This window comes from Pseudomonas sp. NBRC 111119 (assembly GCF_001320125.1).
GTDB classification, from domain to species: Bacteria; Pseudomonadota; Gammaproteobacteria; order Pseudomonadales; family Pseudomonadaceae; genus Aquipseudomonas; species Aquipseudomonas parafulva.
Genome location: NZ_BCAV01000032.1, coordinates 45889 through 59851, shown reverse-complemented (window position 1 = coordinate 59851; position 13963 = coordinate 45889). Strand labels below are relative to the sequence as shown.

Here is a 13963-nt window from a genome sequence, read left to right as displayed (position 1 = left end):
GCCCTTTTAGAAGAAGCCCAGCGGGTTGATGTCGTAGCTCACCAGCAGGTTTTTGGTTTGCTGGTAGTGGTCGAGCATCATCTTGTGCGTTTCACGGCCAACACCCGACTTCTTGTAGCCGCCGAACGCCGCGTGGGCCGGGTACAGGTGGTAGCAGTTGGTCCAGACACGGCCAGCCTTGATCCCGCGGCCCATGCGGTAGGCGCGGTTGATGTCGCGGGTCCACACCCCGGCACCCAGGCCAAACTCGGTGTCGTTGGCAATCGCCAGGGCCTCGGCCTCATCCTTGAACGTGGTCACGCTGACCACCGGCCCGAAGATTTCCTCCTGGAACACGCGCATCTTGTTGTTGCCTTTGAGCAACGTCGGCTGGATGTAGTAACCGGTGGCCAGCGAGCCCTCCAGTTTTTCCACCTTGCCGCCGGTCAACAGCTCGGCGCCTTCCTTCTGGGCGATGTCGAGGTACGACAGGATCTTCTCGAACTGCTGCTGGGAGGCCTGTGCGCCGACCATGGTGTCGGTGTCCAGTGGGTCGCCGCGCTTGATCTGCAGCACCTTCTTCATCACCACTTCCATGAACTGCGGGTAGATCGACTCCTGCACCAGTGCCCGCGACGGGCAGGTGCACACCTCGCCCTGGTTGAAGAACGCCAGCACCATGCCTTCGGCAGCCTTGTCGATGAAGCTCGGCTCGGCCTGCATGATGTCTTCGAAATAGACGTTCGGCGACTTGCCGCCCAGTTCGACGGTGGAGGGGATGATGTTTTCGGCTGCGCATTTCATGATGTGCGAGCCCACCGGGGTAGAGCCGGTGAAGGCAATCTTGGCGATGCGCTTGCTGGTGGCCAGCGCCTCGCCGGCCTCGCGGCCAAAGCCTTGCACCACGTTGAGCACGCCCTTGGGCAGCAGGTCGCCGATCAGCTCGACCAGTACGGTGATGCCCAGCGGCGTTTGTTCAGCAGGCTTGAGCACTACGCAGTTGCCGGCCGCCAGTGCCGGGGCCAGCTTCCATGCGGCCATCAGGATCGGGAAGTTCCAGGGAATGATCTGACCGACCACGCCCAGTGGCTCGTGAATGTGGTAGGCAACGGTGTTTTCGTTGATCTCGGCAGCGCCGCCTTCCTGGGCGCGTATGCAGCCGGCGAAGTAGCGGAAGTGGTCCACTGCCAACGGGATGTCGGCGTTCAGGGTTTCGCGGATTGGCTTGCCGTTGTCCCAGGTTTCGGTAATGGCCAGCACTTCGAGGTTCTGCTCGATGCGGTCGGCGATTTTCAGCAGCACGTTGGAGCGGTCCTGCACCGAGGTGCGGCCCCAGGCATCGGCGGCCGCGTGTGCAGCGTCCAGGGCTTTGTCGATGTCTTCGGCAGTGGAACGCGGGAAGTCGGCAATCGGCTGGCCGTCCACCGGGGACGTGGTGGTGAAGTACTCACCCTTTACCGGAGGAACGAACTCACCACCGATGTAGTTGCCGTAGCGGCTCTTGAAGGAAACCTTCGCGCCTTCGGTACCGGGATGTGCGTAACGCATGGTGTGTCTCCTGGCTATTGTGTTTGTGTGGAGTTACCAAGCGTAGAGCAAAGCGCGGGCCACTGTGCCTTCGCTCAACAAAATCAAAGGTTTGTGCCAGTTTTCGGTTGTTGCAGCCTGGCCCTTGTACCGCTGGCGGTACAGTTGGGCATGACACTGTGTACCGTTTACGGCACAACGTTGGGCCGCTGCATTGCAAACCCCTGCGCGGTGGAGGATGCTGGGGCGATGCACTCATCTGCGGAGCACAACAACAATGCAGAGCAACCCATTCACCCGCCACGCCCGGCAAGTGCACACGGTGGCCCACGGCGGCGCCAGCGAGGGTGGGGGCGACCCGTCCATCGCTCGCTCCTGGCTGCGTTGCCTGGAGGACTATCACCTCGACCCGGCACTGATCGAGGCCCCGGTGGTGCTGGAGCATGGCCGCCTGCAGGAGAGCCGCGAGCGCCTGCGCCAGGTACTGCAAATTGCCGAGCACGAGATGAACAGCCTGCACCAGCAGCTGTCGGGTGCCGGCCACGCGGTGCTGCTCACCGACGCACGCGGGGTGATCCTCAACTGCGTCACCGCGCCTGCCGAGCGGTGCAGTTTCGAGCGCGCCGGGCTGTGGCTGGGCGCCGACTGGAGCGAAGCCCGCGAGGGCACCAACGGCATCGGCACCTGCCTGGTCGAGCGCCAGGCGCTGACCATTCACCAGCATGAACATTTCCGTGGGCGGCACACCGGGCTGACCTGCTCTGCGAGCCCCGTGTTCGACCCCCACGGCCAGTTGCTGGCGGTGCTCGACGTGTCGTCAGCGCGGCCCGATGTTTCGCGCCAAAGCGAATTCCACACCATGGCCATGGTCACCCTGTCGGCCAAGATGATCGAGAGTTGCTATTTCCTGCGCCAGTTCGAGCAGTACTGGCTGCTGCGTTTTCATGTCCAGGCCGAATCGGTCGGGCTGTTCAGCGAAGGGCTGCTGGCGGTGGAGGGGGATGGGCGCATCTGCGCTGCCAACCAGAGCGCGCTCAACCTGCTGGGGCGCGTGCGCGGGGACGTAGTCGGCCAGTCACTGGAAGACTTTTTCACCTGCCGCCACGACGAGGTATTCAGCCGAGCCACCCCGGGCGGCAGTGCGGTGTGGCCGCTGCACACCGTCGATGGCCGGTTGGTGTTTGCCAGCCTGCGTGGTCAGGCGCCCGCGCCGGTGTGGTCGGTGCCTGCGGCTCAGCCGCTGCCGGTGCCCGAGGTGCAGCCGCAGGTGTGCCTGCTGGACCCTGCGTTGCAGAACCACTTCCGCCGTAGCGTGCGGGTGTTCGAGCGCAATGTGCCGTTGCTGCTGCGCGGGGAGACCGGTTGCGGCAAAGAGGCCTTTGCCCTCGCCGTGCACCAGGCCAGCGGGCGACGCGACAAACCGTTCGTGGCCATCAACTGCGCATCCATCCCCGAAAGCCTGATCGAAAGCGAGCTGTTTGGTTACCGCGGCGGCAGTTTCACCGGCGCACGCAAGGAAGGCATGCGCGGCAAGCTGCTGCAGGCCGATGGCGGCACCTTGTTGCTGGACGAGATTGGCGACATGCCGCTGGACCTGCAGACGCGCCTGCTGCGGGTGCTGGAGGAACGCCAGGTGGTGCCGATTGGCGGCGAGCCCCAGGCGGTGGACGTGCGGATCATCAGCGCCACCCACCGTGACTTGCTGCAACGGGTGGAGCAGGGCACCTTCCGCGAAGACCTCTACTACCGCCTCAATGGCCTGGAGGTAGCACTGCCTGCGGTACGCGAGCGCAGCGACAAGGCCCAGTTGCTGGACTTCTTGTTCCGCGAGGAGGCCAAAGGCCAGTTGATCGACATCGCACCCTGCGCGCGCCAGGCGCTGCTGGCTTTCGCCTGGCCCGGCAACGTGCGGCAGATGCGTAACGTGCTGCGCACCCTGGTAGCGCTGTGCGAGCACACCCACATCGCTTTTGCCGACCTCCCAGACATCATCCGCGAGGGCTCGCACTTGCGTGCAGGTGCTGGCTTGCCCGCGTCAGGGCCCGACGCCCTGAAAGATGCCGAATGCCAAACACTCCTGGCCGCCCTGCAAGCAAAACACTGGCACCTCACCCGGGTTGCCGAGTACTTGGGCATCAGCCGCAACACCTTGTACCGGAAACTGCGCAAGCACGACCTCAACCGACCAGCCTGAGCGAAACAGCGGGTGCGATTTATCGCGCCCTGGGCTACCCTGCCTCGATGTTTTGCGAGGTCGACCATGCATATTCACATTCTCGGTATTTGCGGCACCTTCATGGGCTCGCTGGCGGTGCTGGCCAAGGAACTTGGCCACCGCGTCACGGGCTCCGACGCCAATGTCTATCCGCCCATGAGCACCCAGCTTGAAGCCCAGGGCATCGAGCTGACCCAGGGCTACGACCCTGCGCAACTCGACCCGGCGCCAGACCTCGTGGTCATCGGCAACGCCATGTCCCGCGGCAACCCGGCAGTGGAGTACGTGCTGAACAAGGGCTTGCCCTATGTGTCTGGCCCGCAGTGGCTGGCCGACCATGTGCTGCAGGGGCGCTGGGTACTGGCGGTAGCGGGTACCCACGGCAAGACCACCACCAGCAGCATGCTGGCCTGGGTGCTGGAACACGCTGGCATGAGCCCGGGTTTCCTGATTGGCGGCGTGCCGCAGAATTTCTCGGTGTCGGCCCGCCTGGGCGCGACGCCCTTCTTCGTGGTAGAGGCTGACGAATACGACAGCGCGTTCTTCGACAAACGCTCCAAGTTCGTGCATTACCACCCGCGCACCGCCATCCTGAACAACCTGGAATTCGACCACGCAGATATCTTCCCGGACCTGGCGGCCATCGAGCGGCAGTTCCATCACTTGGTGCGCACCATCCCCAGCGAAGGCCTGGTGATTCACCCCACCTCCGAACAGGCGCTGGAGCGGGTGATTGGCATGGGTTGCTGGACGCCGGTACAGACCACGGGCGATGGCGGGCAGTGGCAGGCGCGCCTGCTTAGCCCGGACGGCTCGCGCTTTGAGGTGCTGTTCGAAGGCCAGGTGCAGGGCGTGGTGGACTGGGCCCTGACTGGCCAGCACAACGTGGCCAATGCCCTGGCTACCCTGGCGGCAGCACGCCATGTGGGCGTGGTGGCCGCCATGGGTATCGAAGGCCTCAGCGCATTCAAGAGCGTTAAACGGCGCATGGAAAAGGTCGCTGAAGTCCAGGGTGTAACCCTCTACGACGACTTCGCCCATCACCCTACCGCCATCGCCACCACCCTGGACGGCCTGCGCAAGCGCGTAGGCGAGGCGCCGATCATTGCGGTGATCGAGCCACGCTCCAATTCCATGAAGCTGGGGGCGCACCGCGACGGCCTGCCCGAAAGCGTCAATGATGCCGACCAGGTCATCTGGTACGCGCCTGCCAACCTGGGCTGGGACCTGGCGGGCACTGCCGCACAGTGCACGGTACCGAGCACGGTGGCGGATAGCCTCGAGGCGATCATCGAGCACATCAAGGGCCAGGCCCGCCCAGGCACCCACGTGGTGATCATGAGCAACGGCGGCTTTGGCGGCCTGCACGGCAAGCTGGCAGAGGCCCTGAAGTGAGCGGGCCGCAGCGCATCACCCTGGCCATGACGGGGGCCTCGGGCGCCCAGTATGGCCTGCGCCTGCTCGACTGCCTGGTGCGCGAGGACCGCGAGGTGCACTTTCTGATCTCCAAGGCCGCACAACTGGTGATGGCCACCGAGACCGACGTGCTGCTGCCGGCCAAGCCTCAGGCCATGCAGGCGTTCCTTACCGAGTACACCGGCGCCGCCGCCGGGCAGGTGCGGGTGTACGGCAAGGAAGACTGGATGTCGCCGGTTGCGTCGGGCTCCGGCGCGCCCGCTGCCATGGTGGTAGTGCCCTGTTCGACGGGCACGTTGTCTGCCATTGCCACTGGCGCCTGCAACAACCTGATCGAGCGGGCTGCCGATGTGACCCTCAAGGAGCGTCGCCAGCTGATCCTGGTGCCGCGCGAAGCGCCGTTCTCCACCATTCACTTGGAGAACATGCTCAAGCTCTCGCAAATGGGTGCGGTGATTTTGCCTGCCGCGCCCGGGTTCTATCACCAGCCGCAGACCATCGATGACTTGGTGGACTTTGTGGTGGCGCGCATTCTCAACCTGCTGGACATCCCGCAGGACATGCTGCCGCGCTGGGGTGAGCATCACCTTGGGGTGGATGATTGAAGCGAGCGTTGGCCTGCCTGATGGCAGTGGCTGCGCTGGGCGGCTGCGCCACGGTGCGTACACTGGATGCGAATGTGCCTGGGGCCCCGGTGGTGTATGCCGGGACCCGGCTGGACTGGTACGTGATCAATGGCGGCTGCTGCCCGCGGGATCGGTTCGGTGCTGAGGCGCCCTATTTTGCAAAGGCTGACCTTGTGCCCAGCATGCTCCTCGATACCCTGCTGCTGCCACTCTCCCTGCTGACCGCAGCGGGTATCGAGTACAGGGCCTCGGGCGGCCTTTGACGGCTACTGCTTGCCCAGTTTTCGCAACTCGTCCGATTCGACGACGCGCACCCCGTCCTGTTCTTCCAGCGCCAGGCGCCACAGCGCCCTGGCCAAGGTGCAGGCCTCGATACCCCGGTATTTGCCCGGTATCAGCTTGGAAAACGGCGCCGCGAGTTTTTCTGTAAGGCGCGGGTGGCTGCGCTCGCCCAGTAGCAACGAGGGGCGCACGATGGTGAGCTGTGGCCAGTCCTGGGCCTTCAATGCGTCCTCCATCTCGCCCTTGACTCGGTTGTAGAAAATCGAGGATTTCGGGTCTGCGCCCAGCGCGCTGATCACCAACAGGTGACGGGCGCCCATTTCCCGCGCCCGCTTGCTGAAGGCCACTACCATGTCCAGGTCCACTGCCCTGAACGCAGACTCGGAGCCCGCCTGTTTCAGCGTGGTACCCAGGCAGCAATAGGCGATGTCGACACGCCCACCCAGCTGTGGCAAGAACACCGCCGGGTCGCCGACGGGGTTCTCCAGGTGCGGATGTTCGGCCAGTGGCCGCCGGGTCGGTGCCAGCACCCGGGTGATGGTCGGCTCGTTGAGCAGGCGGTCGAGCAGGTGTTCACCGGTCAGGCCGGTCGCTCCGGCAAGCAGGACATGCTGAGGCGTCAAGTACATGATGTCTCTCCCTTGTTACACCCAAGCTTAGTGGTTGCGCGGCGTTTTTGCCTGGGCCCCCACCTTGGCATGCGTGGCATTGCGCAAGGCTTCTTCGGCTTGCTGGCTGCGCAGCCGCTGCCAGTGTTCCAGCACCTTGGGCGGCGCCCACAGCTGCGGTTCAGACGCCTCGAAGCCTTCCCTTCGTTCCCGTTCGGCAACACTGTCACGCGCCAGTTCAAACGCCTGTTTCAGGTCGTCGGTCTGGTTCAGTGCCTGGGCGAACAGGGCATCGCCAAAGTAGGTGAAGTCGGCTTCTTCCGAGCAGCCGAACGACACCCGGTCAGCCCGCGCTGCGGTCATGATCACGGTGCGCTCGTCCTTCAGGCCGGCGATGTAGCCACCGGAATAACAGGCAGAGATGACGATTACCTTGTCCCGGTCCTTGAGCGGTGCCAGGGCGCTGGCCAGCTCGTCGGCAGACAGGTCCGCCAGCTGCAGCCGTGGCTGGTCCAGCACCAGCTGGTGATCCTCGCTGCCGTGACTGGTGAGGTAGATGAACAGGAGGTCTTGCGGGCCGCTGCGTTCTGCCAGTGCCTGGGCCGCGCGGGTAATGCTCTGGCGGGTGGCCATGGGGCGTGTGGCCATGAAGTCGCGGTGATTGACCAGGGTGACCTGGCCACGGGCACCGAAGCGTACCTTCAGCAGGTTGCTGACGTAGTCGGCCTCATGCAGGAACACGCTCTGCTGCCCATCCCCGGCCACCACCAGGCTGTACAGCTGGATGGGCGCCAGCGAGCGCGGCACTGCCGCCAGCGCTTCGTCCAGCAGCCGGCCCTGGTTGAGCAGGGCGAGGTCGAGAGGGTCGGGCAGCAGCTTGCCGTGCTGGTCGCGCACGCGCACGCCGTTGGCCCAGACCCCGCTTTGCACCTGGCCGTTGGCCAGGGTCAGGCGCCCTTGGCCGTGGTAGGCATCGTTGAGCAGGTTACCCACGTACTGGCTGCCATCGGCCAGTTGCAGGCTGCCGTGGCCAGACATGCGCCAGTCGACGAAAGCGCCTTTGTAATGGCTGCCATCGCTGCCGAGCATTTCGCCTTCGCCCACCAGCGCGCCGTCCTTGAACTGGCCGATCCACACATCACCGTCGGCATTTTCATAGCGGCCCCGGCCTTCCAGGCGGTTGTCCTTGAATTCACCGATGTACTGCTCGCCGTCGACGCTGTCGTAAGTACCGGTGCCTTGCAATTGGCCGTCCACGAAGCGCCCGCTGAACTGGTTGCCGCTGGCGTCGCTGCGTACCCCGGCGCCGTTGGGTTTGCCTTTGGCGAACAGGCCCTGGTAGCGGCTGCCGTCGGCCAGCTCCAGCTGGCCGGCGCCTTCGTACTGGTCGTCCTTGAACTGGCCACGGTAGGTCTGGTCGGCCTGCTTGAGGGTGCCTTCACCGTCACGGCGGCCGTGGCGGAAGGTGCCGGCGTAGTGGCTGCCGGGGGTGACCAGGTCGCCCAGGCCTTCGAACAGGCCATCCTTGAACTGGCCACGGTACACCTCACCGTTCTGGCCATGCCATTCACCCTGGCCGTGCCACTGGCCATTCTTGAAGGTGCCGGCGTACCAGCTGCCGTTGGGGTAGTCGATGCGCCCTTCGCCCTGCAGAAGGCCATCGACCACCTGGCCTCGGTAGCGGCCGCCATCGGGCAGGCGGGCATCCGGCGGCAACAGGGATTCGCCATCGCCACAAGCGGTAAGCAGCAGAAGCAAGGTAAAAGGCAGCAGTGGACGCATGGCGATGACCGGGCAATAAGTTTGCCGAGTATGACGCAGATTGGGTGAGCGACGGTAGGAGAGAGGGAGGGCTTGGAGGTGCCCCCCTGATGATTTTTTTCACCGGTGAAACCGAGCGCCCCCCGCTCCTACACTGGAATAATTGCTCCCAACAAATGTAGGAGCGAGCGCAGCTCGCGATGGGCTGCATAGCAGCCCCAGTCCTTCAGGCGCTGCGCAAAAACGCCAGCATGCTGCGATTCACCGCTTCGGCAGCCTCCATCTGCACCATGTGACCAGCCTCAGGCACCAGCAGCACTTCAACATCGAGGCCTTCGGCATGGCTGGCCGGGATGATCGCGTCCTTGCCGCCCCAGATCACCAGCGCCGGCTGCTGGGCAAGTACATGGCGCAGGTCGTGGCGCTGGGTGTCGCCCTCGGCAAGGGCCGAAGCCAGCTGGCGCAAGGCACTGTCCACGCCCTCCAGCCGCTTGAACCTGAGCATGTCTTCCAGCATCTGCCGGGTCACCAGCGCCGGGTCGGCGAACAGCTGAGCCATTTGCGGTTTCAGGGCATTGCGGTTGGCGGCAGCCACGAAGCCTTGCAGGTACTGCCCATTGATACGCTCGCCCAGGCCCACGCTGGCGATCAGGCTCAGGCTTGCCACCCGCTGCGGGGCCATGCGCGCAATGTTCAGGCACACTGCGCCGCCCGTCGAGTGGCCAGCCAGGTGAGCCTTGGCGATGCCCAGGTGGTCAAGCAAGGCCAACACGGTTTCGGCCAGCTCACCCAGGTCGCCGCGTTGCAGGGCTTTGGCCGACTCGCCGTGGCCTGGCAGGTCGAGGGCGATCACCCGGCGCTCGGCGGCCAGGGCGGGGTGGTTGAACAACCAGTTGTTGAGGTCGCCGCCAAAGCCGTGCACCAGCACCAGCGGCGTACCCCCTTCGCCCAGCTCGAACCAGCGTAGCAGTTGCCCGGCCACCTCGGCCCTTTGCGGGGCGGGCCCCTGGGCTTGGTCGGCGTTGCCCTCTGCGACGAACTCGGCCTGGAACCGCTGTACCACGGCCTCGATTGCGGCCTCGTCAGCCTCGCCTTCGACCACCACCGCCAGCAGCGCCCCCACCGGCAGGGTTTCATCGGGTTTGGCCACCACGCGGCGCAGCACCCCGCTGAAAGGCGCCTCGACGCTGCTGCTGATCTTGTCGGTCTCCACGTCCAGCACTTCATCGCCCTTGCTGATCGGGTCACCTTCCTGCTTGAGCCAGGTGTCCACCCGGCCTTCGGTCATCGACAGGCCCCACTTGGGCATGGTCAGGGTATGGATCTGGCTCATGCGGCGCTCCTTTTAGCGTCGATCACCTTGCGTACGGCGGCCTCGACCTTGGCTGCGTCAGGGATGTACAGGTCTTCCAGCGCATCGGAGAACGGCACGGGGGTATGCGGTGCGGTCACCATCTCGATCGGCCCCTTGAGTGCGGCAAACGCCTTTTGTGCAACGAGCGCGCTGATGTCGGTGGCCACGGAACAACGCGGGTTGGCTTCGTCGATGACGACCAGGCGCCCGGTTTTTTCTACGCTTTCCAGAATGCTGTCCTCATCAAGCGGGCTGGTGGTGCGCAGGTCCAGTACCTCGCAGTCGATCCCCTGGCGGGCAAGGTTGTTGGCGGCCTCAAGTGCCACATGGACCATGCGGCCGTAGGTCACCAGGGTCACATCGTCACCGTCGCGCAGGTAGTTGGCCTCGCCGAACGGTACGCTGTACACCTCTTCCGGCACCTCGCCCTGCAGGCTATACAGCAGTTTGTGCTCGCAGAAGATTACCGGGTCGTTGTCGCGAATGGCCTGGATCAGCAGGCCCTTTGCGTCGTAGGGCGAAGACGGGCACACCACCTTCAGCCCAGGAATGTGCGTCCACAGCGAGGTGAGCATTTGCGAGTGCTGGGCAGCGGCACGCAGCCCGGCACCGTACATGGTGCGCATTACCAGCGGGGTGACCGCCTTGCCACCGAACATGTAGCGAAACTTCGCGGCCTGGTTGAGTATCTGGTCCAGGCAGCAGCCGGCGAAGTCGACGAACATCAGCTCGCAGACCGGGCGCAGGCCCTGGGTCGCGGCGCCCACCGCCGCCCCCACATAGCCAAGCTCGGACAACGGCGCGTCCAGCACCCGCCCGGGGAACTGGTGGTACAGGCCTTTGGTAACCCCCAGTACGCCACCCCAGGCGTCATCCTCGCCCGGTGCGCCGGCGCCGCCGGCGACGTCTTCGCCAATGATGAAAACGCTCTCGTCGCGGCGCATTTCCTGGGCCAGGGCTTCGTTGATGGCCTGCTGGTAGCTGATCTTTCTTGCCATGGTGATTCTCCTGTCGTTCTTGTTATGGGCAGCTCAGGGGTAAGCGACGTAGACGTCGGTCAGCAGGTCGGCAGGTTGCGGTTTGGGGTCGGCCTTGGCGCGCTGCACGGCGTCCTCGATCAGGTCTTCGATGCGCGCATCGATAGCGTCAAGTTGTGCGACGCTCAGCCAGCCCGCCCGCGTGGTCTTGTCGCGAAATTGCATCAGGCAGTCGCGGGTCTCGCGCAGGTTCTTTACCTCGTCGGGCGCACGGTAGGTTTGTGCGTCGCCTTCGAAGTGGCCGTAGTAGCGGGTGAGCTTCACCTCGACCAGCGAGGGGCCCTGGCCACTGCGGGCGCGTTCGACGGCGGCGCCGGCAGCTTCGTGCACGGCAAAGAAGTCGAAGCCATCAATGGTCACCCCTGGCATGCCGAAGCCTGCCGCGCGGTCGGCGATGTGCTTGCAGGCCACCGACCAGTTCGAGGCGGTGGCTTCGGCATAGCCGTTGTTCTCGGCCACGAAGATGCAGGGCAGCTTCATGATCGCCGCCATGTTCATGGCCTCGAACACTGCACCCTCGTTGGAGCCGCCGTCGCCAAAGAACACCACCGCCACATCGTCACGGCCCTTGAGCCTGGCCGCCAGCGCGGCGCCGGCCACAAGCGGTGCGCCTGCGCCGACGATGCCGTTGGCCCCGAGCATGCCTTTGCCCAGGTCGGCGATGTGCATCGAGCCGCCCTTGCCGCCGCACACACCGGTCTTCTTGCCGTAGATCTCGGCCATCATGCCGTACACATCCACGCCCTTGGCGATGCAGTGGCCATGGCCACGGTGGTTGGAAGCGATGCAGTCGCTGTCGCGCAAGTGCGCCATGACGCCGGCGGCCGAGGCTTCCTCGCCGGCATAAAGGTGGACAAAGCCGGGTATCTCGCCGGTGGCGAATTCGACATGCAGGCGTTCTTCGAACGCGCGGATGGTGCGCATCACCTGGTAGGCATGCAGCAGTTGTTCGGTGCTCAGTTGATTGGACATGTTGTTGTTCTCCGGGGTGTCTCAACGGTTCACAGCGTGCAGGCCCATCGCACGTGCTTGCCTGGGCTGGAGCAAGGCCGGTGCCAGCTTTATGCAGGCTGCCGGAAAGGCTCGTTGCAGAGCGGCCCTGCATGTATTTCGCGATCAGCCTCGCCAGGCAGGCTGAGACGCCCGGTGCCGGCGCGCGGCTGCGGCCGGTGAGACGTTGAGACGCTGCGTCTCACGCCTGCCGATAATCACCCCGTGCTTGTCGGGGCATGCCAGCGGGCGCTTAATGGCAGCACAACCATAAAAAGCTGTAACGAGAACCGGAGGGCCTGAATGCTTGCCGCGAACTCCCGAGCCCATGTCGACTGCGTCAGCCGGGTGCTGAAAAATGCCGACCGCCTGCCCCAGGCGCCGGTGCCACCGCTGATCCTGGATTCATGGCGCCGCTCCATGGAGCTATACCGCCTGGACCCTGCCTCCCAACAAGGGCCGCGGGTGCTTTCACCCAGCCTGCTGAACGAATGCCGCGAGCGTGCCGAGCTGTTTTTGCGCATTGCCAGCGATGCGGTGGCACGCCTGCATGAACGGGTGCGTGGCGCCGACTACTGTGTGCTGCTGACTGATGCCCAGGGCCGTACCATCGACTACCGTGTCGAGTCAGCCATCCGCAAGGACTGCCGCAAGGCCGGGCTCGACCTGGGCACCTGCTGGTCGGAGGGCGTGGAGGGCACCTGCGGGGTGGCCGCGGTGCTGACCAGCAGGGCCCCGGTCACGGTGCACAAGCGCGACCACTTTCGTGCGGCCTTCATCGGCCTGACGTGCACGGCGGCGCCGGTGTTTGACCCGCAAGGCGAGGTGCTGGGCGTGTTGGATGTATCGGCCCTGCAGTCGCCGGATGACCGTCGCAGCCAGCACCTGATCCGCCAACTGGTGGAGCAGACCGCGCGCGAGATCGAGAACGCGGTATTCATGCACAGTGCGCAGGGGCACTGGGTGATGCGTGCCCATGGCACCCCGGGCTACGTGGAAAGCCAGCCCGACTATCTGCTGGCCTGGGACACCGATGGGCGCCTGCAGGCGCTCAACAGCCTGGCACGAGAGCACCTGGCGCAAAGGCTTGGGCGCTTGCCGGCGCACATCGGCGAGCTGTTCGACCCTGAGCAGCTGCGGCGTGTCAGTGCCTCCAGCGCCCAGCGCCTGCCAGGCCTTGCCGGGCTGTACGGCCGGGTCAGCCCGCCCCAGCGCCGCACGCCTGCCCGGGCCGAGCAGCAAGGCCAGGACGCGCGTATCGAGCAGCACCTGCAGTTGGCCACGCGGGTCAAGGACTGTGGCCTGGCAATACTGGTGCTGGGCGAGACGGGGGCTGGCAAGGAAGTGTTCGCCCGCCAGTTGCATCGCCTGAGCCGGCGCCACCAAGGGCCGTTCGTGGCCCTCAACTGTGCGGCCATTCCGGAAAGCCTGATCGAGAGCGAACTGTTCGGGTATGCGGCAGGGGCGTTTACCGGGGCTTCCAGCAAAGGGATGCAGGGGCTGTTGCAGCAGGCCGACGGCGGCACGTTGTTCCTCGATGAAATCGGCGACATGCCCCTCACCCTGCAAACACGCCTGTTACGTGTGCTGGCAGACGGCGAAGTGGCGCCCTTGGGCGCGGCGCGGCGTGAGCACGTGGACATTCAGGTGATCTGCGCGACCCACCGGGATCTGGCGGCGAGGGTGGAGCAGGGCCAGTTCCGGGAGGACCTCTACTTCCGCCTGGCCAACGCCAGCTTCGCGCTGCCGCCGCTGCGTGAGCGTGAGGACCTGCTGGGGTTGATCCACCAGATGCTGAGTGAAGAAGCGGCCAGCTGCAGTACCGACGCCGTGTTGGCCAATGATGCGCTGCAAGCGCTATTGGTGTACCGCTGGCCTGGGAACCTGCGGCAGTTGCGCCAAGTGCTGCGCTACGCCTGCGCAGTGAGTGAAGGCGGGCACATCCGGATGAAAGACCTGCCCCAGGCGCTGCAACACGAACCCCCTGTTGCAGATGCCCCAGGGGTATCGTGCCCCGCCCGGCAGTTGCTGCTCGATGCTTTGATTCGTCACCGCTGGAAGCCGGCTGAAGCGGCGCGGGCATTGGGCATATCGCGCGCGACGCTGTATCGGCGCGTACATGAACACCGCATCGAAATGCCGCGGATGAAGGGGTGAGCACAGGCCCG

The 13963-nt window shown here is 65.1% G+C and carries 11 protein-coding genes; 5 read left to right on the top strand and 6 right to left on the bottom strand.

Features of this window, described 5'->3' with window-relative positions; translation table 11 throughout:
- Positions 1-6: 6 nt before the first annotated feature.
- Positions 7-1527, bottom strand: coding sequence for an aldehyde dehydrogenase family protein (locus APH25_RS13770; protein WP_028633024.1), 1521 nt, complete (start codon positions 1525-1527; stop codon positions 7-9).
- 256 nt (positions 1528-1783) lie between these two features.
- Here APH25_RS13770 and APH25_RS13765 point away from each other — a divergent pair, with 256 nt between their 5' ends.
- From APH25_RS13765 to APH25_RS13750, 4 genes are all read left to right on the top strand, one after another.
- Entirely contained in the window at positions 1784-3700 is a 1917-nt protein-coding gene (locus tag APH25_RS13765) for a sigma-54-dependent Fis family transcriptional regulator (RefSeq protein ID WP_060482311.1), read from the top strand.
- A 66-nt stretch (positions 3701-3766) separates the two neighbouring features.
- Positions 3767-5116, top strand: a complete 1350-nt coding sequence (gene mpl, locus APH25_RS13760; RefSeq protein WP_060482310.1) for a UDP-N-acetylmuramate:L-alanyl-gamma-D-glutamyl-meso-diaminopimelate ligase — start codon at positions 3767-3769, stop codon at positions 5114-5116.
- A complete protein-coding gene (ubiX, locus tag APH25_RS13755) occupies positions 5113-5742 on the top strand; it encodes a flavin prenyltransferase UbiX (RefSeq protein WP_028633021.1) in 630 nt (209 codons plus the stop codon). The genes mpl and ubiX overlap by 4 nt, the downstream gene beginning before the upstream one ends.
- Positions 5739-6026 (top strand): YceK/YidQ family lipoprotein, encoded by a 288-nt coding sequence (locus APH25_RS13750; RefSeq protein WP_060482309.1) that lies wholly within the window; start codon positions 5739-5741, stop codon positions 6024-6026. The genes ubiX and APH25_RS13750 overlap by 4 nt, the downstream gene beginning before the upstream one ends.
- Before the next feature lie 3 nt (positions 6027-6029).
- Here the strand turns inward: APH25_RS13750 and APH25_RS13745 are convergent, their stop codons facing one another.
- From APH25_RS13745 to APH25_RS13725, 5 genes are all read right to left on the bottom strand, one after another.
- Positions 6030-6674 (bottom strand): oxidoreductase, encoded by a 645-nt coding sequence (locus APH25_RS13745; protein WP_060482308.1) that lies wholly within the window; start codon positions 6672-6674, stop codon positions 6030-6032.
- A 27-nt stretch (positions 6675-6701) separates the two neighbouring features.
- Positions 6702-8435 (bottom strand): C13 family peptidase, encoded by a 1734-nt coding sequence (locus APH25_RS13740; RefSeq protein ID WP_060482307.1) that lies wholly within the window; start codon positions 8433-8435, stop codon positions 6702-6704.
- Positions 8436-8640: 205 nt separating this feature from the next.
- Positions 8641-9747, bottom strand: coding sequence for an acetoin dehydrogenase dihydrolipoyllysine-residue acetyltransferase subunit (locus APH25_RS13735; RefSeq protein ID WP_060482306.1), 1107 nt, complete (start codon positions 9745-9747; stop codon positions 8641-8643).
- Positions 9744-10766 carry an alpha-ketoacid dehydrogenase subunit beta gene (locus APH25_RS13730; protein WP_028633016.1) on the bottom strand — a complete coding sequence of 341 codons (1023 nt, stop codon included), beginning with the start codon at positions 10764-10766 and terminating at the stop codon, positions 9744-9746. The genes APH25_RS13735 and APH25_RS13730 overlap by 4 nt, the downstream gene beginning before the upstream one ends.
- A gap of 33 nt (positions 10767-10799) precedes the next feature.
- Positions 10800-11777, bottom strand: coding sequence for a thiamine pyrophosphate-dependent dehydrogenase E1 component subunit alpha (locus APH25_RS13725; RefSeq protein WP_060482305.1), 978 nt, complete (start codon positions 11775-11777; stop codon positions 10800-10802).
- A 321-nt stretch (positions 11778-12098) separates the two neighbouring features.
- Here APH25_RS13725 and APH25_RS13720 point away from each other — a divergent pair, with 321 nt between their 5' ends.
- On the top strand, positions 12099-13952 hold the full coding sequence (locus APH25_RS13720; RefSeq protein WP_060482304.1) for a sigma-54-dependent Fis family transcriptional regulator: 1854 nt from the start codon (positions 12099-12101) through the stop codon (positions 13950-13952).
- Positions 13953-13963 lie beyond the last annotated feature (11 nt).